Source organism: Mycobacterium sp. NGS54, from assembly GCF_059812465.1.
This window is the reverse complement of record NZ_JCALCS010000007.1, coordinates 358,917-383,270: the sequence shown is the minus strand read 5'-3', so window position 1 is coordinate 383,270 and position 24,354 is coordinate 358,917. Positions and strand designations below refer to the sequence as shown.

The 24,354-nt window shown below is 66.3% G+C and carries 23 protein-coding genes and 1 pseudogene; 11 read left to right on the top strand and 13 right to left on the bottom strand.

The genetic code is table 11. The features are described 5' to 3' along the window. Positions 1-40: 40 nt before the first annotated feature. The 4 genes from AC5Y5E_RS24005 to AC5Y5E_RS23990 all read right to left on the bottom strand — a co-directional run bounded on the left by AC5Y5E_RS24005 (position 41) and on the right by AC5Y5E_RS23990 (position 2,637). The gene (locus tag AC5Y5E_RS24005) at positions 41-250 is read right to left on the bottom strand and encodes an MbtH family protein (protein ID WP_499905534.1); all 210 of its coding nucleotides are present in this window, start codon (positions 248-250) and stop codon (positions 41-43) included. Between the two features lie 312 nt (positions 251-562). After that, positions 563-1,408: a hypothetical protein gene (locus AC5Y5E_RS24000; protein WP_499905532.1), complete on the bottom strand. Its 846-nt coding sequence runs from the start codon at positions 1,406-1,408 to the stop codon at positions 563-565. 660 nt (positions 1,409-2,068) lie between these two features. Next, the gene (locus tag AC5Y5E_RS23995; RefSeq protein WP_499905531.1) at positions 2,069-2,206 is read right to left on the bottom strand and encodes a hypothetical protein; all 138 of its coding nucleotides are present in this window, start codon (positions 2,204-2,206) and stop codon (positions 2,069-2,071) included. Between the two features lie 107 nt (positions 2,207-2,313). Continuing rightward, on the bottom strand, positions 2,314-2,637 hold the full coding sequence (locus AC5Y5E_RS23990; protein ID WP_499905529.1) for a hypothetical protein: 324 nt from the start codon (positions 2,635-2,637) through the stop codon (positions 2,314-2,316). A 3-nt stretch (positions 2,638-2,640) separates the two neighbouring features. On the opposite strand from AC5Y5E_RS23990, the gene AC5Y5E_RS23985 reads away from it, so the two are divergent. Continuing rightward, positions 2,641-3,636 carry a hypothetical protein gene (locus AC5Y5E_RS23985; protein ID WP_499905528.1) on the top strand — a complete coding sequence of 332 codons (996 nt, stop codon included), beginning with the start codon at positions 2,641-2,643 and terminating at the stop codon, positions 3,634-3,636. 365 nt (positions 3,637-4,001) lie between these two features. Here the strand turns inward: AC5Y5E_RS23985 and AC5Y5E_RS23980 are convergent, their stop codons facing one another. The 9 genes and pseudogenes from AC5Y5E_RS23980 to AC5Y5E_RS23940 form a co-directional block, all read right to left on the bottom strand. Next, positions 4,002-7,085, bottom strand: a complete 3,084-nt coding sequence (locus AC5Y5E_RS23980; protein ID WP_499905526.1) for a replicative DNA helicase — start codon at positions 7,083-7,085, stop codon at positions 4,002-4,004. 531 nt (positions 7,086-7,616) lie between these two features. Beyond that, entirely contained in the window at positions 7,617-8,075 is a 459-nt protein-coding gene (rplI, locus tag AC5Y5E_RS23975; RefSeq protein WP_499905525.1) for a 50S ribosomal protein L9, read from the bottom strand. A 33-nt stretch (positions 8,076-8,108) separates the two neighbouring features. Further along, complete coding sequence (gene rpsR / locus AC5Y5E_RS23970; RefSeq protein WP_066935440.1) at positions 8,109-8,363, bottom strand: 30S ribosomal protein S18; 255 nt, start codon at positions 8,361-8,363, stop codon at positions 8,109-8,111. A gap of 42 nt (positions 8,364-8,405) precedes the next feature. Further along, positions 8,406-8,927 carry a single-stranded DNA-binding protein gene (locus AC5Y5E_RS23965; protein WP_499905524.1) on the bottom strand — a complete coding sequence of 174 codons (522 nt, stop codon included), beginning with the start codon at positions 8,925-8,927 and terminating at the stop codon, positions 8,406-8,408. A gap of 98 nt (positions 8,928-9,025) precedes the next feature. Further along, positions 9,026-9,316 (bottom strand): 30S ribosomal protein S6, encoded by a 291-nt coding sequence (gene rpsF, locus AC5Y5E_RS23960; RefSeq protein ID WP_044509152.1) that lies wholly within the window; start codon positions 9,314-9,316, stop codon positions 9,026-9,028. Between the two features lie 127 nt (positions 9,317-9,443). Next, positions 9,444-10,094 carry a DJ-1/PfpI family protein gene (locus AC5Y5E_RS23955; RefSeq protein ID WP_499905522.1) on the bottom strand — a complete coding sequence of 217 codons (651 nt, stop codon included), beginning with the start codon at positions 10,092-10,094 and terminating at the stop codon, positions 9,444-9,446. Next, positions 10,051-11,737, bottom strand: a pseudogene (locus AC5Y5E_RS23950) (glycosyltransferase family 87 protein); the annotation flags it as partial. The pseudogene AC5Y5E_RS23950 and the gene AC5Y5E_RS23955, both read right to left, overlap by 44 nt. After that, a complete protein-coding gene (locus AC5Y5E_RS23945; RefSeq protein ID WP_499905521.1) occupies positions 11,734-14,328 on the bottom strand; it encodes a transglycosylase domain-containing protein in 2,595 nt (864 codons plus the stop codon). The pseudogene AC5Y5E_RS23950 and the gene AC5Y5E_RS23945, both read right to left, overlap by 4 nt. Beyond that, complete coding sequence (locus tag AC5Y5E_RS23940; RefSeq protein WP_499905520.1) at positions 14,321-14,746, bottom strand: DUF5318 family protein; 426 nt, start codon at positions 14,744-14,746, stop codon at positions 14,321-14,323. The genes AC5Y5E_RS23945 and AC5Y5E_RS23940 overlap by 8 nt, the downstream gene beginning before the upstream one ends. 125 nt (positions 14,747-14,871) lie before the next feature. Between AC5Y5E_RS23940 and AC5Y5E_RS23935 the strand changes: the two genes are divergently transcribed. The 10 genes from AC5Y5E_RS23935 to AC5Y5E_RS23890 all read left to right on the top strand — a co-directional run bounded on the left by AC5Y5E_RS23935 (position 14,872) and on the right by AC5Y5E_RS23890 (position 24,349). Beyond that, positions 14,872-15,753 carry a DUF1707 SHOCT-like domain-containing protein gene (locus AC5Y5E_RS23935; RefSeq protein ID WP_499905518.1) on the top strand — a complete coding sequence of 294 codons (882 nt, stop codon included), beginning with the start codon at positions 14,872-14,874 and terminating at the stop codon, positions 15,751-15,753. Positions 15,754-15,902: 149 nt separating this feature from the next. After that, on the top strand, positions 15,903-16,445 hold the full coding sequence (locus tag AC5Y5E_RS23930; protein ID WP_499905517.1) for a PadR family transcriptional regulator: 543 nt from the start codon (positions 15,903-15,905) through the stop codon (positions 16,443-16,445). Positions 16,446-16,512: 67 nt separating this feature from the next. Further along, on the top strand, positions 16,513-17,619 hold the full coding sequence (locus AC5Y5E_RS23925) for an inositol-3-phosphate synthase (protein WP_499878300.1): 1,107 nt from the start codon (positions 16,513-16,515) through the stop codon (positions 17,617-17,619). Positions 17,620-17,850: 231 nt separating this feature from the next. Beyond that, positions 17,851-18,777: an Rv0045c family esterase gene (locus AC5Y5E_RS23920; protein ID WP_499905516.1), complete on the top strand. Its 927-nt coding sequence runs from the start codon at positions 17,851-17,853 to the stop codon at positions 18,775-18,777. A 16-nt stretch (positions 18,778-18,793) separates the two neighbouring features. Further along, positions 18,794-19,579: an LLM class F420-dependent oxidoreductase gene (locus AC5Y5E_RS23915; protein ID WP_499905514.1), complete on the top strand. Its 786-nt coding sequence runs from the start codon at positions 18,794-18,796 to the stop codon at positions 19,577-19,579. A 133-nt stretch (positions 19,580-19,712) separates the two neighbouring features. Then, the gene (locus AC5Y5E_RS23910) at positions 19,713-20,453 is read left to right on the top strand and encodes a GntR family transcriptional regulator (protein WP_499905513.1); all 741 of its coding nucleotides are present in this window, start codon (positions 19,713-19,715) and stop codon (positions 20,451-20,453) included. A 50-nt stretch (positions 20,454-20,503) separates the two neighbouring features. Beyond that, entirely contained in the window at positions 20,504-22,309 is a 1,806-nt protein-coding gene (locus AC5Y5E_RS23905; protein WP_499905512.1) for an ABC transporter substrate-binding protein/permease, read from the top strand. After that, a complete protein-coding gene (locus AC5Y5E_RS23900; protein WP_499905511.1) occupies positions 22,306-23,055 on the top strand; it encodes an amino acid ABC transporter ATP-binding protein in 750 nt (249 codons plus the stop codon). Before AC5Y5E_RS23905 ends, AC5Y5E_RS23900 begins: the two co-directional genes overlap by 4 nt. Before the next feature lie 66 nt (positions 23,056-23,121). Beyond that, positions 23,122-23,619, top strand: coding sequence for a MarR family winged helix-turn-helix transcriptional regulator (locus AC5Y5E_RS23895; protein ID WP_068111922.1), 498 nt, complete (start codon positions 23,122-23,124; stop codon positions 23,617-23,619). Positions 23,620-23,677: 58 nt separating this feature from the next. After that, complete coding sequence (locus AC5Y5E_RS23890) at positions 23,678-24,349, top strand: SDR family oxidoreductase (RefSeq protein WP_499905506.1); 672 nt, start codon at positions 23,678-23,680, stop codon at positions 24,347-24,349. The last annotated feature ends 5 nt before the right edge of the window (positions 24,350-24,354 follow it).

Genomic DNA, 24,354 nt, shown 5'->3' with positions numbered 1-24,354 from the left:
CCGACTCTCCACCCAACAGCCGGCTCAACTGACGAAGGCCCTACGCGAGCCGCTCGCGCAGAGTCTTCGGGCGTATGTCGGGCCAATTCTGCTCGACGTAGTCCAGGCACGCCTGCCGGGTGTCTTCGCCGAAGACCACCTGCCAGCCGCCTGGAACCTCGGCGAAGGCCGGCCACAGGCTGTGTTGTTCCTCGTGGTTAACCAGGACGAGAAAGCTGCCGTTGTCGTCATCGAACGGGTTGATGCTCACGGTTCTCCAGATTGTTGTTAGCGCTATGAGCGCAACGGCACCGCGTAGCTCGGAGGGTTGCGCCTCTGCGTTCGCCCCACTGTAACCGCGGTCTCTTTGGTTTGCTGCCGGACTGACCAAGATGGCGCCGCCACTGGCGAGTGATCCCTTACCGGCGCAGGTATGCGGCCCAGACGGTCAGGGTCGGCGGAACGACAAGTGCTGGCAGCCGGCCACACCCCCTTTAGGGGCGTAGCACAGCTCGGCTTAAAGGTGTTCGCGTCGCCGGGGTCGATCCTTGAGCGCGTGGAAGCGCTCAACAACGAGCACCAGTCAGTACTGGTAAAGCAGGATCTTGTGCGCGTCACCGCCGGGCGAGACAAAAAGCCGGTGCCCGACGGTGTCGACAAACAGCCATTTGGGGTCGCTGGGAGACGATCCGGGAATATCGCCGAGCGACGCGAATTTCGTCGGGGTGTTCGTTGCGTCGGAGAGCATGTAGATATCGTTCGAGTTGAAGTATGCGACGAACAATCGGCCATCCTCAGTAGACGCAAACTCGGTCGTCCATCCCGGGCCGCTGAACTCACCCTTTTGCTTGCCAGTGCGACCGTCGAGGACTGAAATTCTCGTGGGCGAGATGACCGGGAACTGACCGACAGTGATGTAGGCAGTGTCCGTCTGTGGCTCGAAGCCCAGGTCCTGTATTTCGCCTGGCCCGCCGACTGGCGTGCGCCATTTTTCCCTCAACATCTGGTCGGCACGCCCGATACTGGATGGATTCGTATACAGAACATCGCCACTCGCCGAGTCCACCGCAATCCTTTGAACCAACATATTCTGGCCCTTGACGTGTGATGCGACGACATTCTCGCGGACAATGCGGCCGTCGGGATCGAACTGAACGAGGCACTCGCCCTTGTCAGAGACTCCACCGCCATACACAACGCCCGTCGCCTGGCTGATGGCAAGCACCTGCGGGGAGCAGGACGGTTTCTCGCTGGTCGAAATGAGAGTGTCCGAGTCCGTGCTGAACACCTTGAGCGCCCCCGGCACGAGCGCGTAGCCACGCCTGAGCTTGTCATTGACCACGATGTGCTCAGGAAGGTCGCCAATCGATGTATCCAAACGCTCAATGGGCCCGGCTGGCGCCGACAGCGAGACGACGTACGCCCCCATTCGTGGCGGTCCCCCCTCGAGGCCAGTCGCATACAACTTGTTTGCCGTGGAGCTAAACGTCAGCTCCATGGGATGAAAAGGCAGCACTATGGCAGTGGTTAGCGGCGGGGGGCCAGTTGAGGACATCGTCGCGGACCCGGACGGTCTCGGGGGTTGTGGCGGCGTCTTGCAAGAGGAGCACGCCAGAAGAATTGCGGTCAGGGCGAGCAAGGCTGGCCAGCACGACTGCCGGTTCCGCATGGCTGCAATTATCGCACCGGCGACCTATTGCTGTGCCCGTCACGGGCGCGGATGCTGCCCCACACCCGATGCCGAGCAGGCCGGGGACCAGAACGGTATCTCACGGTGCGGTCGCTGTCACTGCCCATGGTGAAGTCGCTTTAGCGGGAACGCACGGCGAGTAGAACTTCCGGTCTTTTATGGCAGCGTCCCTGCGGTCCAACGATCAGAATCACGGGGGGTGCGCCCAATCCATGCCTCAGCGCTTCACCGGCGGGCGTTATGAGGGGCATAAGTATCACCCGGGCGCGGGTTAACTCCAGGCTTGGCCATGGGTCCGCGATCTCCCAGTGGGAGGCGCGATCGGCGAGTTGGTGGTGCGAGCACTCGGCATCGGCAACCAGTATCAACGATCTAAAGGCGATCACGACATAATGGCGGTCATTCTGCAAGATTGATCGGTATCGTCAGCGGCGTGGTCAGCTTGCTCGCGGATTTGGCTCCCTCGGCGACGGTGGCGCCCCTCGTTGTTGTCGTACTCTTTGTGCTGGTCGTCATCGCGGCGATCGTGGTGGTCACGATTTTGGTGCGCCGATCGCGGCGGCGCAGGCCGCCGACTCCGCCCTCCTGGCCGCCGCCCGGCCCACCAGCACCACCCGGTGCCCCACCACCTCCGCCCGGCCCTCCTACCCGCTGAGAAGCAGCCCGGTGAGCAGCGACGAGGCATTCGCGCCGAGGCTGAGCACTGCCAGCACGGCGAGGTCGCGGCGGATAGCCACCGCCAGCAGTACCGCCTCGGCCGCGGTGACCACGGTCTCGGCTACTAGCAGGCGGGCCAGGGTCGGATCCGGCGCGAGTGCCCACCACAGCACGGGATGGCTGCACATGTTTACCGCCACTCCCAGCAGGAGCGCCCGCCACCACCGCAACCCCACAAGGGCGACGAGACCACCCACGTACCACGGTATTTCGACCGCGAGGGTCAGACCGAATGCGGCCAACTGGGACATCCGATGACTCTACGGGTGATCTGGCTATTCGTTCTGGCCGCCGCGGTCGCACTGATCGTCGCGGTCCGCGCCCCTCTGGCCACCACGGTCCTCGGATTAATGGCCTTCGGAGTCTTGCACAACATCTTGGAACTGCGTTACGTCTGCGGACGTTTCGCTAACATCCTGTCGGGCCGGCTTCTGCTTTGGCTGCTGGGGCTGATCACAGCGATCGTGTTATGCCGGCTGGCCGGCATGGTCGTCGGCGAGCCCGCCCGGCTGGCCGAGATCATCATCGGGTACGCGGTCATCGGGGCCGCCTGCGTGGCCGTACTGCGCGGGCCGACGCTAGTGCTTTCGTTAGCGGTGCTGGCCGCCGCCGCGACCGCCTCGCTCAGCTGGCCGGGCTACCACTTCGTGGTGCTCGCTCATCTACACAACGTCGTGCCGCTGTTTTTCCTGTGGGAATGGTCTGCTCGGCTGCCCACCCCGGCCACACGACGCTGGTTTAGGTCGGCACAAGTTGGCTGGATCCTCGCCGTCCCAGCGCTGCTGCTCAGCGGAGTCTTCGACGCCCACCTCGGCGGGTTGAGCTCATCGTTGGCCGGGTTCGCCGGCAACCCGCGCCCGATCGTGGCCGCCAGCGCTCCGCCTGCAGCCGTGATCACGGAAGTCGGAGTGAGACTGCTCGTCGTGTTCGCCTTCCTGCAGACGATGCACTACTTCGTCTGGGTGTTCTTCCTTCCCCGCTACGCACCCGACGCGGCACGGGCATTCGAGATACGGGCGCCGTGGCTGACAGGCCGGCGGGCCTGGGCGCTCGGCGCCGGCTTAGGCGCCGTCTTGGCCGTTTTGTTCGCGATTGACTACGCGGCCGGCAAGGCGCTGTACTCGGCCTTCGCCAGTTACCACGCCTACCTGGAATTCCCCGTCCTGCTCGCCGTCCTGCTCGGCCTACGGACTTCAACAATGACGCGGCCCAACGATGTGCCCACCTATCACCCGATCGGCGCGCAATAGAGCGGACCCTCACGGCGGACCCAACTCGTGCCGCGACACCACCTGGCAGGTCGACGCAGATGGCCAGACCGACCAGCTGGGTTGCTCGCCTCGCGTGACGTGCGCGATCCCTAAAGCCACTGCGGGCCAGCGCATCTGGTGCCTGCCACCACGCGCTGCCCTCTTCGATACCGCCGGCAGCGCGCACCCATCGGGAGACGTCGAGATCCCCCTACACCGAGATGACATTGAACGTGAGACGATGACACCGAATGCGAGAACCGACGTAGAGAGCCTCACCCACGCCGGGCAACCCACGAATCAATTTGCGGCACGAGGCCTTCGGCCTCAGCTAGCCCCCATACTGAAGAGACCCCTCGGAGGCTTCACCTCGCCATGTTGGCGAAGCGCGACAAGTGCAGCTGGTGCGCGACCGTCACCGTCTTGGTCGGGCCGTTGCGGTGTTTGGCGAGAATGAAATCCGCCTCTCCGCCACGCGGATCGTCACGCTCGAACGCGTCCGGTCGGTGCAGCAGGATGACGACGTCGGCATCTTGTTCGAGGCTATTATGGACCGAAATCCCTTGTGCTACAAAGTTATTCGTGCCGGGAACCGTGCCGTCGTATACATCGACTTCACCGAGGCTACTGATCTCCACGACCTTGTCCCAAAACACATCGCTGGTGGCCAGAGCGTGAAGCTCGGGGTCTTCGAGCATCGCGGCCACGCTGTGCAGTCGCGACCGACCCGGCGCGAATCTTCTTGTCGCATTGGCAAAGTTCGAATTCATCGCGGTTGAAAGTTCGTGATGCGTCATGCTCTTGACGGTCAATGCTTTTGCGATTTTATCGCACACTTCTTGGGGGATAGTGTCCGCGCCTGGGCGCCCGATGCGGGCACCCAGCTTAGCGAGAACTTCGCGCGCAGCCTCACCTCGCATGCCGTGGACACCGATATTCCTAAGGAACCTGCCCTGATTCTCCGCCCTGTCGATATACAGGGACCAACAATCGCGGTAACCAAGCTTGCGCACACGTGCTATCCGGGAAAACACGCCGAATCGGAGTAGCAACTGCATGACGTCATCGACCAGACGCCGACTCGTCGAGGCGTAGTAGATCTGTGCGGCATCAGTCGAGTTGTTCCAGCAAACGGAGCCGTCGGTTGCCCACAGGTGCCGCAGGAACAGTGCCACCTGGTCGTTGGGTGCACGAAATACGGCCTCCGGCACGAACTTCTCGTGACTGCGCTTGCCGAACAGACCCAGTCCATCGAGCCATGCAGCAATCGGGTTACGCCGGCCGCGCGCCAATCGCTCCGGCGATGGCAACCGCAGCGTAGTCACGCGCGCCGCCGCATAGTCATCGCGGATCGCCTTCACCCCAAAGTGTGCGGCGGAAATCGTCACTGCGGCGAGGTTCGCCTCGTCGATCGATGCGTAGCGGATCGGCTGCTTCTTTACGCACGACCCGTCGCCGATCATGTGCGCAAGCAGGATTACTGCTGAATCATCCATCCGCTGCGTGTCGACGGGCTCGGGAACGCGGCGGGGTGCGGCGATGCGATCGCCAACCTTGAGCTGCTCCAACGGAGTCCAGCCGTCGAGCTTCATGAACGGGTGGTTACCGGTGGCCTCGACCTCGCGGCCCGACGCCAGGCGAAGCCGGAACACCTCCTTGCGCCCACTCGGAAATACGTTCGTCATCGGTCGCGCGACCATGTGCAGCTGCTCGTCCAGCGACCACACCAGCGGGCGCTCGCCCGTCCGCATCAGCTCACCAAACGTGACCTCGGCGCCCGTGTCAGCGCGCAGAATCCGCGTCGATGCGGTCAGACAGCCCGACTCGCGGAGGTCGGACAGCATCGGCTTCTTGTCGGTGCGTTGCTCGGGACCGCGGTTCAGCTGGCTGATCGCCACCACCGGAACCTCGAGCTCTTTCGCCAAAAGCTTGAGGTGCCTTGAGAATTCGGAGACTTCCACCTGGCGCGACTCGTGCTTCTTGCCCGACGTCATCAACTGCATGTAGTCGATCACGACCAGCCGGAGGTCCGCCTTCTGCCGCAGCCGGCGCGCCTTCGCGCGGATCTCCATCATGGTCAGATTTGGCGAGTCGTCGATATACAGTGGCGCCTCACTGATTTCGCTCATCCGGCGCGCCAGCCGCGTCCAGTCGTCGTCGCTCATACGGCCCGAACGCATATCGGCCAGCTTGATTTTGGCCTCGGCCGACAACAGCCGCATCACGATCTCGGACTTGCTCATCTCCAGCGAGAAGATGACGCTGGCCAGCCGGTGCTTGATCGAACACGACCGCATGAAGTCCAGGCCCAGGGTCGAATTGTGGGTCGGCACCATTCCTGGGCCCGCCAGATACAGACTCGCGGCGTTGTCCACCTGGACGCAACGCACCGGCGCGCTGTCGACCCGGCGAACCGAGTCGATCTGCAATACGGGAGCTAACAAGGCAGTCGTGGTTGAAAGGGAGCCGTAGCGCGGCGTCGCCCCGGCCGCGGCAATCGTGTCCCAGCCGGACCGCAGCTGCGCCGACGTCCGGATACCACGAGTTGTGGGCCATTGGTGCGCGGCGTCGGCGACGATCGCTGTCCCGTCGGAGAACTCCACCTCGTAGCAGGGCCGGCCCAGCATCACTTCGGTGGCGGCTACCACCCGCGTCGGGCGCCCGTCGGCGTCGAGCAACTCATCGCCTACCGCGACGTCACCCATCGTGGTCCAGCCGGCCGGCGTTGGGAGCGGCGTATCCAGTGCCAGCGCCTTACCCACGCCGGGTCGCGCCGCCACGATGATCATCTGCCCGGGATGCAGGCCGTTGGTCACCTCGTCGAGCTCGGTGAAACCGGTCAGCACGCCGCGCGACACACCACCGCTCGACGCGATGGCGTCGATCTCGTCCATGGTCGGCTGCAGCAGGTCCTCGAGCGGAACGAAGTCCTCGGACATCCGGCGGTCGGCCACGTCGTAGATTTCGGCCTGGGCGCGGTCGACGATCTCGGCCACGTCGGCGCCCTCGGCTCCCGCGTAGCCGTACTGCACGACCCGCGTCCCGGCCTCCACCAACCGGCGCAGCAGCGCCTTCTCGGCGACGATGCCGGCGTAGTAGCCCGCGTTGGCCGCCGTCGGCACCGTCGAGATCAGCGTGTGCAGATACGGCGCGCCGCCGATGCGGCGCAGCATGCCGCGGCGGTCCAGTTCGGCGGCCACCGTCACCGCGTCGGCCGGCTCCCCGCGCCCGTAGAGGTCCAGGATCGCGTCGTAAACGTTCTGATGCGCGGGGCGGTAGAAGTCGCCGGGCCGCAGCCGCTCCAGCACGTCGGCGATGGCGTCCTTGCTGAGCAGCATGCCGCCCAGCACCGACTGCTCCGCGGCCAGATCCTGCGGTGGCTGACGACCGAACTCTTCGTTGGGCGGCGGCGAGCCCATGCCTGGCGCGAGGTCATCGACGACCGCCACGGACTCTCACCTCCCCTAGCACGAGTACCCGAACATATATTCGAACCGACGTTCAGAGCTTAAGTCAAGGCGGCGACACCAACGACCACATGAACCCATATCGCATCGCGCCGGGACGACCGTAAACGTTGCTGGCCAGTACTTAAAGGGGCCGTTGTTCATAACGCTGTGCATCGTGTGTGGATATCCTTCGACACCTGTGTTGAGCGGGGTGTGGAGAACCTGTGGATTAATTCGAGACACTGCGACATCACTGCTGATAAGGGTCGTACAACTCGTCCCGTTTGGTGTGGACAAGAATCTCTACGGCGTGTCGTCGCAGGTTACTGCGTCGGGCGTGTTGGCTTTCGGCCATATTTTCGCCGAGTTACCAGGTGGTTAAGAGGTGCCCTCGGCGGCACCCCTGAAAGAGTTCGCCAGCCGAGCAAACTCGGCGGCCTTAGAAAGCCGCGCCGAAGCGCGCGCAGGCGCCAAACGCCCGAAGGCGGCCGATCCACGGCCGCCTTCCGGAAGGGAGCAAACGCTACTTAGTTAGCTATCCGCCACGACGTCGAGCGCGACGTCGGCGTCGATCTCGGGGTGCAGGTGCACCGAGACCGCATACGTGCCGACGGCCTTGATGTGCGCCTTGGGCAGCCGCACGACCCGCTTGTCGAGGTTGGGTCCGCCCGCCTTCTTGATGGCCGTGACGATGGCACCGGCGGTCACCGAACCGAACAGCTTGCCCGTGTCGCCCGCGGCCTTCACCGGCAACGTGACGGGGCCCAGCGCATCGATCGCCGACTTGATTTCGTTGGCATGCTCGAGGTCGCGCACGGTCTTGGTCTCGCGGGCCCGGCGAATCTCGTCGGCCTGCTTCTGCGCGCCGCGCGAGGCCAGGATCGCCAAGCCGCGCGGGAGCAGGAAGTTGCGACCGTACCCGTCCTTGACCTCGACCGCGTCGCCGACGGTCCCGAGGTGGTCGACGTCAGCCGTCAGAATCAGCTTCATTGTTCGTCAGTACTTTCGGTTGGCTCTCGGCGGCTACCGCGTCGAGGAGGTGAAGGGCAGCAGGGCCACCTCGCGCGCGTTCTTCACCGCGATGGCGATGTCGCGCTGGTGCTGAACGCAGTTCCCGGTTACCCGGCGCGCGCGGATCTTGCCGCGCTCGCTGATGTAGGTGCGCAACAGCGTGGTGTCCTTGTAGTCGATCGCTTGACCCTTTTTGGCGCAGAAGACGCATTTGCGCGCCTTGATCGGCTTTTCCGGAGCCGGGCGCCGCTTGGTGGACTTGGCCATGTCTGTCTTTCTTTCCTTTTGTTGCTGGTCTGAAGTTCTGATTTAGAAGGGTGGCTCGTCGTCGCCGCCGCCGAAGGACCCCGAGGCCGGGGCGCTGCCCCACGGGTCGTCCCCCGACCCGCCACTCGGCTGGGCCGCCGGGGCCGCCGCCGGGCGGGAGCCGCCGCCCCCGCCGAAGCCACCGCCCCCGCCGCCGCTACGGCTGGCCTTGTTGACCTTGGCGGTGGCGTACCGAAGCGAGGGGCCGATCTCGTCGACCTCGACCTCGACGACGGTGCGCTTCTCGCCCTCACGGGTCTCGAACGAACGCTGCTTGAGCCGGCCGGTGACGATCACCCTGGCGCCACGAGTGAGGCTTTCCGCGACGTTCTCGGCCGCCTCCCGCCAGATGTTGCACCGCAGGAACAGCGCCTCGCCGTCCTTCCATTCCCCGCTCTGCCGGTCGTAGATCCGCGGCGTCGACGCCACGGTGAAGTTCGCGACGGCGGCACCCGAGGGAGTGAACCGCAGTTCGGGGTCGGCGGTCAGGTTGCCGACAACGGTGATAGTGGTGTCACCAGCCACAGGTTCCTCCTCGTTCCACCCTGCTCGTCGCCTTTGGACGGGGGATAGACATCAGTGTGTTCCCGCTGAGCGTACGCAGCTCCGACGACACTCGGCAGTCAGTGCTTGTCGGTGCGCATCACCTTGGTGCGCAGCACCGACTCGTTGAGGCTGAGCTGGCGGTCGAGCTCGGACACCGTCGCCGGCTCGGCCTTCAGGTCGACGACGACGTAGATGCCCTCGGCGTGCTTGGCGATCTCGTAGGCCAAGCGGCGCTTGCCCCAGATGTCGACCTTGTCGACGGTCCCGCCATCCTTGCGGACGACGTTGAGGAACGTCTCCAAGGACGGGGCAACGGTGCGTTCGTCGAGCGTGGGGTCAAGAATGACCATGATTTCGTATGGACGCATGGAAACCTCACCACCTCCTCTGGTCTGTACGGCCACGGTCGGTCCGCGGCAGGAGGGTCGCCTGCGTCGGCAACCGCCCCAGGGTACCGGACGCGGGGCCCGCCCGAAAAATCGTCCGGCGGGTGGCTCACTTGCGGCGTTGGGAGTATTCCTTGGCCCTGGCCCGCGTCGCGTCGTCGGCCTTGGCGAGCGACCCGGAATCGAACGGCGGCTGCGGGTCATATTCGATCAACAACTGAGCGGCCTGCGCGGCCTCTCGGTCGACGAGCAGCTCGACCAACCGCAGGGCCATGTCGATGCCGCTGGACACCCCGGCGGCGGTGATGATTCGCTGCGGCAGGTGCTCGACAACTCGTTCGGGCACATAGCGCGCGCCCAGCTCGTTCAACAAACCCGCAGCGCTGAAATGGGTCGTCGCGGTGAGCCCGTCGAGTAAGCCGGCGGCGGCCAGCAACAGCGACCCGGTGCACACCGACGTGGTGAACGTGGTGTTGGGGTGCACCGATCGCAGCCAAGCCCGGATGGCCTCTCCTCCCTCGTCGTGGATCAGCGTGCGGGTCCCGATGCCGCCGGGCACCACCACCACGTCGGGGGCGCCGACTTCGTCGAAGGCCGCATCGCAGGCGACGCCGAGCATGCCGTTTTCGGTGCGCACCTCGCCGCGGCGGTGCCCCACGAACACCACATCGACGGACGGAATGCGCTGCAGCACTTCGTAGGGACCCACGGCGTCCAGCGCGGTGAACCGCGGGAACAACGGGATCGCGACCAGCGTCACGGCGCCACTCCCGCCGCCTCGGCTTCAGCTTCGGGCGCCGCCACCGCCGGGCGCCGCAACCCCGGCGGACGCAGCCGGTCGGGCAACCACCCGGGCGGGGCGTCGGAGGCGCGATCGAAGGTCCCACCCGATGGATCGTCGACGCGACCGCCCCAGCGCACCAGGTCCTCCTCGGGCCGGTAGATCTGCCGCAGGACAAGCGCACAGAGCGCCACGACCGCGATGTCGCGCAGCAATACCGTCGTGGTGAAGAACTGCTCGGGCAGCCCGCGGTTCGGGTTGCCGTACAGGTAGTACATCCGCGGCACCCATACCAGCGCGTCAATCGTCATCCATGCCAGCAGGATTCGGCGATGCGGCAGCGCCAGGACCGCCAACGGCACCAGCCACAGCGAGAACTGGGGGCTCCACACCTTGTTGGTCAGCAGGAAGACCGCCACCACCAGAAAGATCAGCTGCGCCAGCCGTGGGCGTCTCGGGGCGGTGAGCGCGACATACGCGATCGCGGCACAACACAGCGCGAACGACACCGCGACGACCGCGTTCAAAACGGTCGGCGGCTGCCAGAATCCGAGCCGTGGATCGAATCCGCGCCAGCCGGTGAACGATTTCACCACGTTGTACAGCGAGTCCATGTCGTCGCCGCGTCGTGTGTTGAGCCGGAAGAACTCGGACCAGCCGCGCGGAAAGAGTACCAGCACAGGCAGATTCACCAGCACCCAGATCGCCACGGCCGTCCCCGCCGTGCGTGCCAGGGCCCCGAGGCGACCGGTCCGGACACCCAGCACCAGCATCGGGCCCAGAAACAGCAGCGGATAGAGCTTGGCCGCGGCGCCCAGCCCGATGAGCACACCGGCCAACACCGGTTTGCGGCGCGCCCACGCCAACAGGCCACCCATCGCGAAAGCCGTTGCCAGAGCATCGAAGTTGGTGAATATCTGAAAGATCACCAACGGCGACGCAGCCACCAGGGCGGCGTCCCAGATGCGGCGACCGGACAGGCCCGCGGTCGCCCATACGGTCGCCAGCCACGCCAACGCCAGGCCGAACGCCGCGATGTCGAAGAACATCACCACCTCTGCCACCACCGGCAGGGGGGCGACCTTGCTCAGCGCGGTGTAGGTCTTGGCCACCGCCATCGACACGTACTGGTAGACGCCGGTCAGCACCGGATATTCCATGTAGCGCACCGCGGGCCGGCCGTCATAGCGCGTCTGCGGCGCGCCGCTGCCGTCGGTCTCGATCCAACTCGACTTGTACGGAAACTTGCCCTGGCTCAACAACTCCGCGCCGTAGAGCGGCACCGTGTCCGAGTAGCACAACTCGTAATAGGCGCGTTGGTTCTCCCAATTTGCGACCCGCTGATCGCCGGTCCCGGAGCCGGTGCTCTGCAGGCACGCCGCCTTGGTCGACCAGCCGAGCGCCAGGAACACCAGCGCGATCAGGAACATGACCCGCACTGGCGTCATCACCCGCGTGCGGCCGATCAGCGCGTGCCGACCCACCGGCCCCCCGACGACATCGGCCAGCGCCGCACCCAAAACGTCGGTGCGGCTGGGGCAATCGCGGTTGTCTGCGCTGCGGAGGTCGGCGGCCAGGGGCCGCGGTGAGATGGTTTTGTCCTGCTGCCGCGCGCCGGTCACGGCGACGGCGGGGGCGCTTGCGGGCCGCCCGGCGGGACGCCGGGGGGCTGGGGCCCGCCCGGTTGCGTGCCTCCGGGCGGCGGCGGCGCGTTGGTGATCGTCGTCGGCGGACCGACCGGGATGGTGATCCCGGGCGCCACCTCGATGGTCGGTTGGATGACGGTCACCGCGGGCGGCGCCGGCGGCGGCGGCGCGGCGGGAACGCCTGCGTAGCCACCGATCTCGCTCGGCTTGGGGAAGGTCTCGTTAGGAGTACCCTTCAGGGCGCCGTCCATGGTCGCTTTCCAAATGTCCGACGGCAGCCCGGAACCGTAGACCTCTGCGCCCGAGGCCGTCACCAGCGGCACGTTGTCCTGCACGGTGCCCACCCATACCGCGGTCGACAGCGACGGCGTGTAGCCGACCATCCAGGCGTCCTTGTTCGCCTGCGTGTCGCCCAGCTGCACCGTCCCGGTTTTGGCGGCCGACGGCCGTCCACCGGACAAGTTGTGGCCGCGCGAGTAACCGGCGATCGGGGCCATCGCGGCCGTGACGTTGTCGGCGACGCCCTTCTCGATGCGGTTCTCGCCGTTGTTGTCCGAATTGCCGGCGTCGAACAGCACCTGGCCCTCGGCGTTGACGACCTTTTGCACCAGGTGCGGCCGGTGGTAGACGCCGGACGCGGCCAGCGTGGCGTACGCCGAGGCCATGTCGATGGGCCGGGTTTGGTACTGGCCCAGCACGATTCCGTTGTTGGGCGGTCCACCCTTGCCGTCCTCCGACAGCGTATGCGCGACACCGGGGAAGCTGGTCGCGACGCCCGCCTGGTGTGCGGCGTCGGCGACGGCCTGCGGTCCGCCCTTGAGCTTGAGCATCAGCCGGTAATAGGCGGTATTGAGCGAAAGCTTCAGCGCCTCGGCGATATTGCAGGTCCCACAGCTCTCGCCGTCGACGTTGGTGATCTTGATCCCGTCGACGGTGAGCGGGGAACTATCGACCTGGTAGCCCAGGCCGATGCCTTGTTGCAGCGCCGCAACGAGAGCGAACACCTTGAACGACGATCCGGTCTGCAGCCCGGCCTGAGCAAAGTCGAAACCGTTGGCGTCCGAACCGCCGTAGTACGCGCGTATCGCGCCCGTGTGCGGGTCGACCGACACGGCCGCGGACCGCATGTCGGGGTCCTGCCCGTCAAGGTATTTCGACACCGCCTTCTCCGCGGCCTGCTGGGCCTTCGGGTCGATGGTCGTGGTGACCTGCAGCCCTTGGGTGTTCAGGGTCTGCTCGTCGATGTTGAAGAGCTCCATCAGCTCCTTGGTCACCTGGCGCTCGATCAGCCCGTTGGGACCGGTGGTCTGGTTCTGCGCCCGCGCTTGGTCGGGCGGCAGTGTCGCCGGAAATACCTGTGCCGCACGGTCACTCGGTGACAGCGCCTTGGTCTCCACCATGCCGTCGAGCACCCAGTTCCATCGCTCCGCGGCACCCTTCGGGTCGACGGCCGGGTCCAGCGAGGACGGCCGCCGGATCAGCGCCGCCAACAGCGCCCCCTCGGAGACGGTGAGCTGGTCGACCGGCTTGTCGAAGTAGGCCTTGGCCGCGGCCGAAATGCCGTAGGCGCCCCGGCCGAAGTAGATGATGTTCAGATAGGCCTGCAAGACATCGTCTTTGGACCACTCCCCCGACATCTTGGTGGCGATGACCAATTCCTTGGCCTTGCGCATCAGCCCGCTGAACCCGTGCTGCGCCGAACCGACGAGCGCGTTCTTCACGTACTGCTGGGTGATCGTCGAGCCGCCCTGCAGATCGCCGCCGAACAAGTCGTTGTTGACCGCGCGCGCGAACCCGGTGAACGAAATGCCCGGGTTGGAATAGAAGTTCCGGTCTTCGGCCGCGATCACCGCCTGGCGCACATGCACCGGCACCTGGTTGATGTTGACGTCGACCCGGTTCCCTTCGGGCGGAATGATTTTGGCGATCTGGGAGCCGTCGCTCGCCAGGATGGTCGAGACCTGGTTGGTGCGGATATTGCCGGGCTTGGGCACGTCGACGATGAAGTACGCCATGGCGAAGGTGACGATCGGCAGCAGCACCATCGCCGCCACGGAGATGTAGGCCGCGCGTCGCACCCACAACCAGTTGATCTGCTGGGTCCAGCTCCAGTCCACCCCCGGCCTGGGGGCTCTGTCACCGGGTCGGCCGGGCCCACCGGGCCGCCCGGGCGGCGGCGGGGGTGGGGGCCCTTCGGGTGGGCGGCGCCCGGACATCGGCTCGTCGCGGCGCGGAGGCTTCGCGGTCGCCCGTCCGTCCATTGCGGCCTTGACCTCTTCGAGCGGGTCGCTTTGCAGGGGCGCGGACGCGGGGCGATCCAGCGCTGCCTTCACCTCTTGGATCGGGTCGGCCCGCCGGGGGGCGCGGTCGTCGACGACGGGCGGCAGGATCGTGGTCAACCGGTCATCGGGCGGAACCGGGCGGCGGCGGCCGGCCCCCGGGGGCGGGTCGCGCCGGTCCGGGTCAGGGTTTTCCGGCCGGTCGGTGCTCGCGTGCTTGCCCACGCGCTCAGTCGCTGATTCGTTCAGGTCACTGGGCGACTGGTCGTGGCGCCCTTCGTTACTCAATGGCCGTGCGGGCGCCGTTGCGCGCCGTCCGGGTGCCGCCGGTGCCTTTGGGGGGCCGGGCCGCGCCCATCACGTACGACTTCACCAGGTGGTTCCAGCTGCAGGTTCGGCAGACCTCCACCACGTGTACGGAAAACTCCGGGAAGCGGGTCGCCAGCAGCACCAGCTCTTCGGCGGTGCGCGCCGAACCCGACACCGCGCCGAGGTGGTCGCCGAACACCCACGACACCAGGGTCAGCTGCTCTTTTCGGCAGATTGGGCACATCACCTGGCTGTGTTTCCCGTGAAATTTCGCGGCGCGCAGCAGATACGGGTTGGCATCACACACCTCGGATACACCCGTGCGGCCCGAATAAACCTCGGCGAGCAGGGATCGCCGCCGAAGCGCGTAGTCCACCACTTGTCGCTGCAGTCGCACGCTGACCAGAGTACGTGGCCCCCCGCACCGCCGATACGCAACCGAGGCCGTTGCGGGCCCGAGCCGCGGCGATCGTGCGTCGGCGTCCTGTGCCGAATCCGAACGCGACTTCTACGATCGTCGGCGTGGCGAAATTGCTCGGGATAACACCGCTCCGCGGCGCGGCGACATCGACGACCCGCGCCAAGGACAGCGACCGGCAGGACGCCTGCCAGATTCTCGACAACGCCCTGAACGACGGCGAGATATCCAATCAAGAGCACCGGGAACGCGTCAGCGCGGCGACCAACGCGATCACCCTCGGCGATCTGCGGGCCTTGGTGGAGGACCTGCAGGCCGGCAGCGCCGGTTTGCAGCCGCCGAGCCGCGCGTCGTGGAAGCTGCCGTCGTTCGGCGGGTGGGGCGGGCTGGCCGCCGCCTTCGTCGTGGCGGTGCTGCTCGGGGTGGGCATCGGCTGGGGCCTCTACGGCAACACCCGCTCGCCGCTGGATTTCACGACGGATCCCGGAGCCAAGCCCGACGGCGTCGGCCCGGTGGTGCTGACCCCGCCCACTGAGCTGTTATCGGTCGGCGGGCTCACCGGCCTGATGGAGCAAACCCGCAAACGGTTCGGCGACGCCATGGGATTCCGGCTGGTGATCTACCCGACCTACGCGGTGCTCGACCGTCCCGACCCCGCCGACGACCGCCGCATGCTGGCCTACGACTACCGCGGCGGGTGGGGAGACCCGACCAGCTCGGCCAAGACCGCCACCGACGGTCCCGTCGCGGTCGACCTCTCCAAGTTCGACATCGTGGCCACCGTCGGCCTCGTGCGCGGTGCCCCCGACAGCCTCCGCATGAAGAGGGCCGACGTCAAAACCACGTACTTGGTGATCGAGCCGGCGACGGACCCCACCACCCCGGGCTCGCTCTCGCTGTCGGTGTATGTGTCGAGCGACTATGGCGGCGGGTACATCGTCTTCGCAGGTGACGGCACCATCAAACGGGTCAATCTGCCGTCGTAGCCGTCACCTGGCCGCTGTGACAAATAGCGCACCAACGACAGGTAGTGTTGTGGCGAATATATCGAGACGATACGATGACGCGAGGCGTCGGACCGTTAAGTCTGCCAAAGCAACCAGCCATACCTAAGCCATCTCGAGGGGGTGTATCGATGCTTGAGCTCGCCATCCTGGGCCTCCTGATCGAATCGCCCATGCATGGGTATGAACTACGCAAACGATTGACGGGCCTGCTCGGCGCGTTCCGGGCGTTTTCGTACGGATCGCTCTACCCGGCCCTGCGGCGCATGCAGGTCGAAGGGCTGATAGCCGAGGACGCCGCGCCTGCCGGCACCCCGGTTCGGCGGGCGCGTCGGGTCTACCAACTGACCGACGCGGGCCGGCAACGCTTCGGTGAGCTGGTAGCGGACACCGGTCCGCACAACTACACCGACGACGGCTTCGGGGTCCACCTGGCGTTCTTCAACCGGACGCCGGCGGAGGCGCGGATGCGCATCCTGGAAGGCCGTCGCCGTCAGGTGGAGGAGCGCCGCGAAGGTCTTCGCGAAGCGGTGGCGCGGGCGAGCAACTCGTTCGACCGCTACACCCGCCAACTGCACCAGCTCGGGCTCGAGTCCAGCGAGCGCGAGGTCAAGTGGCTCAACGAGCTCATCGCGGCGGAGCGGGCGATGCCAGGCCTCACCGAACAGACGTGAAACCCCTGCACGAAACCGGCAACGAGAACACCTAAGACAGAAGCAATTGAAGTTAGGAGAACGCCCTATGAGTGACCACAAGCCGTTCGGGGCGCCCGAGGCGTCGACAGAGGTACGAGTCGCCATCGTCGGCGTCGGAAACTGTGCCTCGTCGCTGGTTCAGGGCGTGCAGTATTACCTCGACGCCGACGAGACCCACACGGTGCCCGGCCTGATGCATGTGAAGTTCGGCCAGTACCACGTCCGCGACGTGAAGTTCGTGGCCGCGTTCGACGTGGACGCCAAGAAGGTCGGGTTCGACCTGTCGGAGGCGATCTTCGCGTCGGAGAACAACACCATCAAGATCGCCGACGTGCCGCCCACCAACGTGACGGTGCAACGCGGTCCGACCCTCGACGGCATCGGCAAGTACTACGCCGACACCATCGAGCTGTCCGACGCCGAGCCGGTCGACGTGGTCAAGGTGCTCAAGGAGAACAACGTCGACGTGCTGGTGTCCTACCTGCCGGTGGGCTCCGAGGAGGCCGACAAGTTCTACGCGCAGTGCGCGATCGACGCGGGCGTGGCGTTCGTCAACGCGTTGCCGGTGTTCATCGCCTCGGACCCGGTGTGGGCCAAGAAGTTTGCGGACGCGGGCGTCCCGATCGTCGGCGACGACATCAAGAGTCAGGTCGGCGCCACCATCACCCACCGCGTGATGGCCAAGCTGTTCGAGGACCGCGGCGTGCAGCTGGACCGCACCATGCAGCTCAACGTCGGTGGCAACATGGACTTCCTCAACATGCTGGAGCGCGAGCGGCTGGAGTCCAAGAAGATCTCCAAGACGCAGGCGGTCACCTCGAACCTGCAGCGCGAGTTCAAGACCAAGGACGTGCACATCGGACCGTCCGACCACGTGGGCTGGCTCGACGACCGCAAGTGGGCATACGTGCGGCTGGAGGGCCGCGCGTTCGGCGACGTGCCGCTGAACCTCGAGTACAAGCTCGAGGTGTGGGACTCGCCGAACTCGGCCGGGGTCATCATCGACGCGGTGCGGGCGGCCAAGATCGCCAAGGACCGCGGCATCGGCGGCCCGGTGGTGCCGGCGTCGGCCTACCTGATGAAGAGCCCGCCGCAACAGCTGCCCGACGACGTCGCGCGGGCGCAGCTCGAAGAGTTCATCATCGAGGGGTAACTCTCCTTGCACCGGTGTGCGGTGGGGTCGCGTTGGCGGCCTCACCGCACACCGGTTTTCGGCGGCGTTCACGTGTGGGCCGACGGCGGCGTGTGTGCAGTGAGGGCTCTCGGTGTGAGCTGAGGGCGGAAAGTCCGAGAAATCCGCGCCGTGACGGCACGCGCAAAGCCCTGAATGCACGCGCAAGACCCTGGACGCACGCCGGGCGGCCCAAAGTAGTGTCTTTAGATCGTGACCGAGATATCTGAGGACCGACTGGCGGAACTGTCGGAGTTCTCGCTGCTTTCCGAAAACGCTGAGCAGGCCGGCGTTCCCGGTCCACTGCCCGACGTGGAGCGGGTCGAGTCGGGCGCCGCGGAACGAAAGATCAGCGCGCTGCGCTGGGGCGCCCCCTCATTGGACCGTCCTCCGCGCATTGTCTTCCTGCACGGCGGCGGGCAAAACGCGCACACCTGGGACACCGTGATCGTCGGCCTCGGCGAGCCGGCGCTCGCGGTCGATCTGCCCGGGCACGGGCATTCGGCGTGGCGCGAGGACGGCGACTACTCCCCACAGTTGAACGCCGACGCCCTGGTGCCGGCGCTGCGCGAGCACGCGGCGAGCGCCGACCTCGTCGTCGGCATGTCGCTGGGCGGCCTGACCGCGGTCCGGCTGGCCGCGGTGGCGCCCGAACTCGTGAACGAACTCGTCCTGATCGACGTCACCCCGTCGGCGTTGCAACGCCACTCCGAGCTGACCAAGGAGCAGCAAGGCACGGTGGCGCTGATGCACGGTGAACGGGAGTTCCCCAGCTTCCAGGCCATGCTGGACCTGACCGTCGCGGCCGCACCGCACCGAGAGGTCAAGGCGCTGCGCCGCGGCGTGTTCCACAATTCCCGCCGCCTCGACAACGGCAACTGGTCCTGGCGCTACGACGCCATCCGCGTGTTCCCCGACTTCACCGGCCTGTGGGACGACGTCGACAGGCTGTCGGCACCCGTCACGCTCATCCGCGGCGGCTCGTCGGGCTTCGTCACCGACGAGGACGCGGCCGAATTGAGCAGGCGCGCAAGCAATTTCCGTGCGGCACACGTCGTCGACAATTCGGGCCATTCCGTGCAGAGCGACCAACCTCGCGCGCTGATCGAGGTCCTGCGCGGGGTGCTCGACGCGAGCTGAGCCTACGGTGGGTGCTATGACTTCCGACCGTCCCGTTCGTATCGGCGTGCAATTGCAGCCGCAGCACGCCCCGCAGTACGGCCAGCTTCGCGAGGCGGTTCGCCGCTGCGAAGACATCGGCGTCGACATCGCCTTCAACTGGGACCACTTCTTCCCCCTCTACGGCAATCCCGACGGACCGCATTTCGAATGCTGGACGATGCTCGGGGCCTGGGCCGAACAGACGTCGCGCATCCAAATCGGTGCGCTGGTGACGTGCAACTCCTATCGCAATCCCGAATTGCTGGCCGACATGGCCCGCACCGTCGACCACATATCCGCGGGGCGACTCGTCCTGGGGATCGGTTCCGGCTGGAAGCAAAAGGATTACGACGAGTACGGCTACGAATTCGGCACCGCCGGCAGCCGCCTCGACGACCTGGCGGCCGCGCTGCCGCGGATCAAGGAGCGGCTGGCCAAGCTGAACCCGGCGCCGACCCGCGATATCCCCGTGCTCATCGGGGGCGGGGGTGAACGCAAGACCCTGCGGCTGGTGGCCGAGTACGCCGACGTCTGGCACAGCTTCAGCTCCGCCGACGAGCTGCCGGCCAAATCCGCCGTGCTGGAGCGGCACTGCGCCGACGTCGGCCGGGATCCGGCCGCGATCGAACGCTCGGCCGCAGTGAATAACGGCGGCCGGCTGATCGACAACGCCGAGGCCCTGGTGAACCTCGGGGTCACGATGCTGACCGTCGGGTGCGACGGTCCGGATTACGATCTGAGCGCTGCCGAGGCGCTGTGCAAGTGGCGCGACGGACGTTAAGGTCCGCTGACTGAAAATTCGTTCCCCGTTTCGCCCCCGATTCATCCCCCAAAGAGGTGAACGCCGCGCCAAGACATGAGAAACTCTCTGCGCTAGGTGGACCGAACCGGTTGGAAAGGCACTCAAGAAACGGATGCCAAAAAAATACGGGGTCAAAGAAAAGGACCAGGTTGTTTCACACATTCTCAACCTGGTTCTGACGGGGAAACTGCGCAGCGGCGACCGCGTCGATCGCAACGAGATTGCGGTCGGGCTAGGGGTCAGCCGAGTGCCGATTCAAGAGGCCCTCGTACAACTGGAACACGACGGCATCGTGTCCACCCGCTATCACCGGGGCGCCTTCGTCGAGCGGTTTGACGAAGCCACCGTGCTCGAACACCACGAACTCGACGGCCTGCTCAACGGCATTGCCTCGGCGCGCGCGGCAACCAACCCCACGCCCCGGATCCTGGGACAACTCGACGCGCTGATGCGCTCGCTGCGCGCCGCGAAGGAATCCCGCGCCTTTTCGGACCTCACCGGGGAATACCGGCGCACGATCAACGACGAATACGCGGGGCCGCGGCTGCACGCCACGATCCGCGCTTCGCAAGACCTCATCCCCCGCGTCTTCTGGATGACCTACCAGTGCAGCCGCGACGACATGTTGCCGTTCTACGAAGACGAGACCTCCGCAATACATCGGCGCGACCCGGAGGGCGCGCGGGCCGCGTGCGTCGGCCGGTCCAACCTGATGGCCCAGACCATGCTCACCGAGCTGTTCCGCCGCAGGGTGTTCTCCGCGCCGGATGACATCGGCCAAGTCGTTGCGGGCCCGCTTCGGGTACTGGCCGGCGCGGAGGCCGCCGAGGACGAGCCGTCGATCGCGCTGTAGATCTCTTTTCGGCGCGCCATGTTGCCCAGTGTGCCGATACGGTAGCGGTGATGAGTTTGCGCCTGGACCGGCGTCCCATGTGCCGAAAGCTCTTCGCACTGACCATGACAATGCTGATGGTCTGCGGCCTGACCCTGGCCGCGCCCGCCGCCGCCGACTGGAATCAGTGCGCGCCGGCCGGCCTGGACAGCGCTCGCGTCCTGCCGAAGGATCTGACCGAGCACCCGTCCACGGACGACGACGACCGGGCGACCACGGCCACCGTCCAGCCGCTCGGCTCGGTGGACACCGGCGCGTTGGGGCTGGGGGCACCGGGCGTCCTGACGGTCGGCACGCTGTCGGACGCCCCGCCCAACATCTGCATCAATCCCACCGGCGATTTCAGCGGCTTCGACAACCAGCTGTTGCGCGCCATCGCCACCAAGCTGGGCCTCCAAGTCCGCTTTGTCAGCACGGACTTCTCCGCGCTGCTCGCCCAGGTGGCGTCCCGGCGCTTCGACGTCGGCTCGGCATCGGTTAAGGCCACCGACGCGCGCCGTCGCACGGTTTCGTTTACCAACGGCTACGACTTCGGCTTCTACTCGCTCGTCGTCCCGCCCGGCTCGCCGATCCACGCGTTCGGCGACCTCGCGGCCGGCCAGCGCATCGGCGTGGTCCAGGGCACCGTCGAGGAGTCGTACGTCGTCGAGCACTTGCACCTACAGCCCGTGAAGTTTCCCGGCTTCGCCACCCTGTACGCCAATCTCAAGACCCGCCAGCTCGACGCCTGGGTGGCGCCGGGGACGCTGGCATCGACCATAATTCGGCCGAGCGACCCGGCGGTGGTCGTGGCGAACACCTTCAGCCGGGGCAGTTTCGTGGCCTTTGCGGTTGCCAAGGACAACCAGCCGTTGATCGATGCGCTGAATTCGGGGCTGGACGCCGTCATCGCCGACGGCACCTGGGCCAACCTGTACTGCCAGTGGGTGCCGCGGACGATGCCGCCCGGCTGGAAACCCGGGTCCAAAGCGGTCCCCGCCCCGCATCTGCCGGACTTCGCCGCGATCGCCGCGCGCCACCATCGCGAGCCGGTGGGCCCGGCCGCGCCGATGTCGACGTTGGACCAGTTGCGTGAGTCGTTCCTCGACTGGGATCTGTACCGGCAGGCGATCCCGGTGCTGCTCACCGTCGGTCTGCCCAACACGATGATCCTGACCAACAGCGCGCTGATTATCGGTCTGGCGCTGGGAATGCTACTGGCAATCGCCGGAATCTCGCATTCGCGCTGGCTGCGCTGGCCGGCGCGGATCTACACCGACATTTTCCGCGGTCTTCCCGAAGTGGTGATCATCCTGATCATCGGGATGGGCATCGGGCCGTTGGTCGGCGGGCTGACACATAAGAATCCCTACCCGTTGGGGATCGCCGCTTTGGGATTGATGGCCGCGGCCTACATCGGCGAGATTCTGCGCGCGGGCATTCAAAGCGTCGACCCCGGCCAACTGGAGGCCTCCCGCGCGCTCGGGTTCAGCTATGCGGCCGCGATGCGTCTGGTGGTTGTGCCGCAGGGCATCCGGCGGGTGCTGCCGGCGCTCGTCAACCAGGCCATCGGGTTGTTGAAGGCCTCCGCGTTGGTGTACTTCCTCGGCCTGGTCGCTCAACAGCGTGAGTTGTTTCAGGTGGGCCGAGACCTCAACGCGCAGACCGGCAGCCTGTCGCCGTTGGTGGCGGCCGGTCTCTTCTACCTGATATTGACCATCCCGTTAACGCATTTGGTGAACTACATCGACGGCCGGCTCCGCCGTGGCCGCGCCGCCGGTAAGCCCGAAGGCCACGACCACGTGCTCGCAACGCCGTTGAGCCAGGAGATCACGTGACGGCCCACACCGCGGGACGCCCGCCAGTATCGTTGGCGGCCAAAGACATTCACCAATCCCTCGGCGGTAACCTGGTGCTGCGCGGCGTCGATCTCGAGGCCCCCGCGGGCACGACGGTCGCCGTCATCGGACCGTCCGGTTCCGGCAAGTCGACGCTGTTGCGCACCCTGAATCGCCTGAACGAGCCCGACAGCGGCGACATCCTGCTGGACGGCCGGTCGGTGTTGCGCGACGATCCCAACGAGCTGCGCCAGCGCATCGGTATGGTCTTCCAGCACTTCAATCTGTTCCCGCACCTGTCCGTTTTGAAAAACGTTGCGCTGGCGCCCCGCAAGCTGCGGCGGCTCTCCGCGGACGCCGCTCGGGACCTCGCGCTCACCCAGCTGGACCGAGTTGGCCTGAAGCACAAGGCCGATGCCCGCCCCGGCATGCTGTCCGGTGGCCAACAACAACGGGTCGCTATCGCCCGCGCGCTGGCCATGGCCCCGCAGGTGATGTTCTTCGACGAGGCGACCTCGGCCCTTGATCCCGAAATGGTCAAGGGGATTCTGCAACTCATCGCCGATCTCGGCGCCGACGGCATGACGATGATCGTCGTCACCCACGAAATGGGCTTCGCCCGGTCGGCATCCGACACCGTTGTTTTCATGGATCGCGGCAAGGTCCTGGAATGCGGGCCGCCGGAGCAGATATTCGCGGCCGCCAAGACGGAGCGCCTACAGAGGTTCTTGTCCCAAGTGCTTTGAAATGTCGATAACCGGTCCGGAATAGCTCCCTTGTACGCCACGCATATCGGGTTAGACTGCCGACTTATGGCGGACAGCGAATCCACCGCACCCGAGGTGACGGAGCTTGCGGAAGGTTTGCACCGCGCGCTGTCCAAATTGTTTTCGATTCTGCGCCGCGGCGACCCAAGCGGGGTCGTGGCCGGCGACCTGACGCTGGCGCAGCTTTCCATCCTGATCACGCTGCTCGATCAGGGCCCCATCAGGATGACCGACCTGGCCGCGCACGAACGGGTACGCACCCCGACCACGACGGTGGCGATCCGCCGGCTGGAGAAGATCGGGCTGGTGAAACGCTCGCGCGACCCCTCCGACCTGCGGGCGGTGCTCGTCGATATCACGCCGCGGGGACGCGCCGTGCATGGCGAATCGCTGGCCAACCGGCACGCCGCCCTCGCGGCGATGCTCAGTCAGCTGCCCGAATCCGACCTCAACACCCTGGCAAGGGCGCTGGCGCCACTGGAACGCCTCGGCTGCGGCGAATCGCCTCCCGCCGGGGAGCCGCCGGCGCGCAAACAGGCCTGAAAGTGGCTGCCCCCCAAGGGGATTAGTAAGCGCTAGCATAGTTCCATAGACTGTGGTCATGCCCAGCGCACTCATCACCGGCGCGAGCGGCGGTATCGGTTCCGCGATCGCCGCGGCTCTGTCGTCCACCCACACCCTGCTGCTGGCGGGCAGGTCCTCCGATCGGCTCGACGCCGTAGCGGAGCGGCTCGGAGCCACCACCTTTCCGCTCGATCTGACCGACCCCGACGAGATCGAGGCCAGCTGCGAAATCGTCGACGAGCTCGACGTGTTGGTGCACAACGCGGGGGTGTCCATCCCCGGCCACGTCGCCGAGTCCAACGTCGACGAGTGGCGCGCCACCTTCGCCGTGAACGTCTTCGGGGTGGTCGACCTGACGCTGGCCCTGCTGCCCGCGCTGCGGCGGGCCCGGGGACAGGTGGTGTTCATCAACTCCGGTGCGGGGCGCAATGTTTCGCCGGGCATGGCCTCGTACTCGGCCAGCAAGTTCGCGTTGCGGGCCTTCGCCGACTCGCTGCGCGCCGACGAGCCGGATCTGCGCGTGACCACGATCTATCCCGGCCGCACCGACAGCGACATGCAGCGGGAACTCGTCGCATTCGAAGGCGACCAGTACGACCCGGCGAACTTCCTGCGGCCCGAAACGGTCGCGGCGACGGTCGCCAATGCCGTGGCCACGCCGCCCGACGGTCACGTCCACGAAGTGGTGCTGCGGCCGCGCAAACACTGACCGGC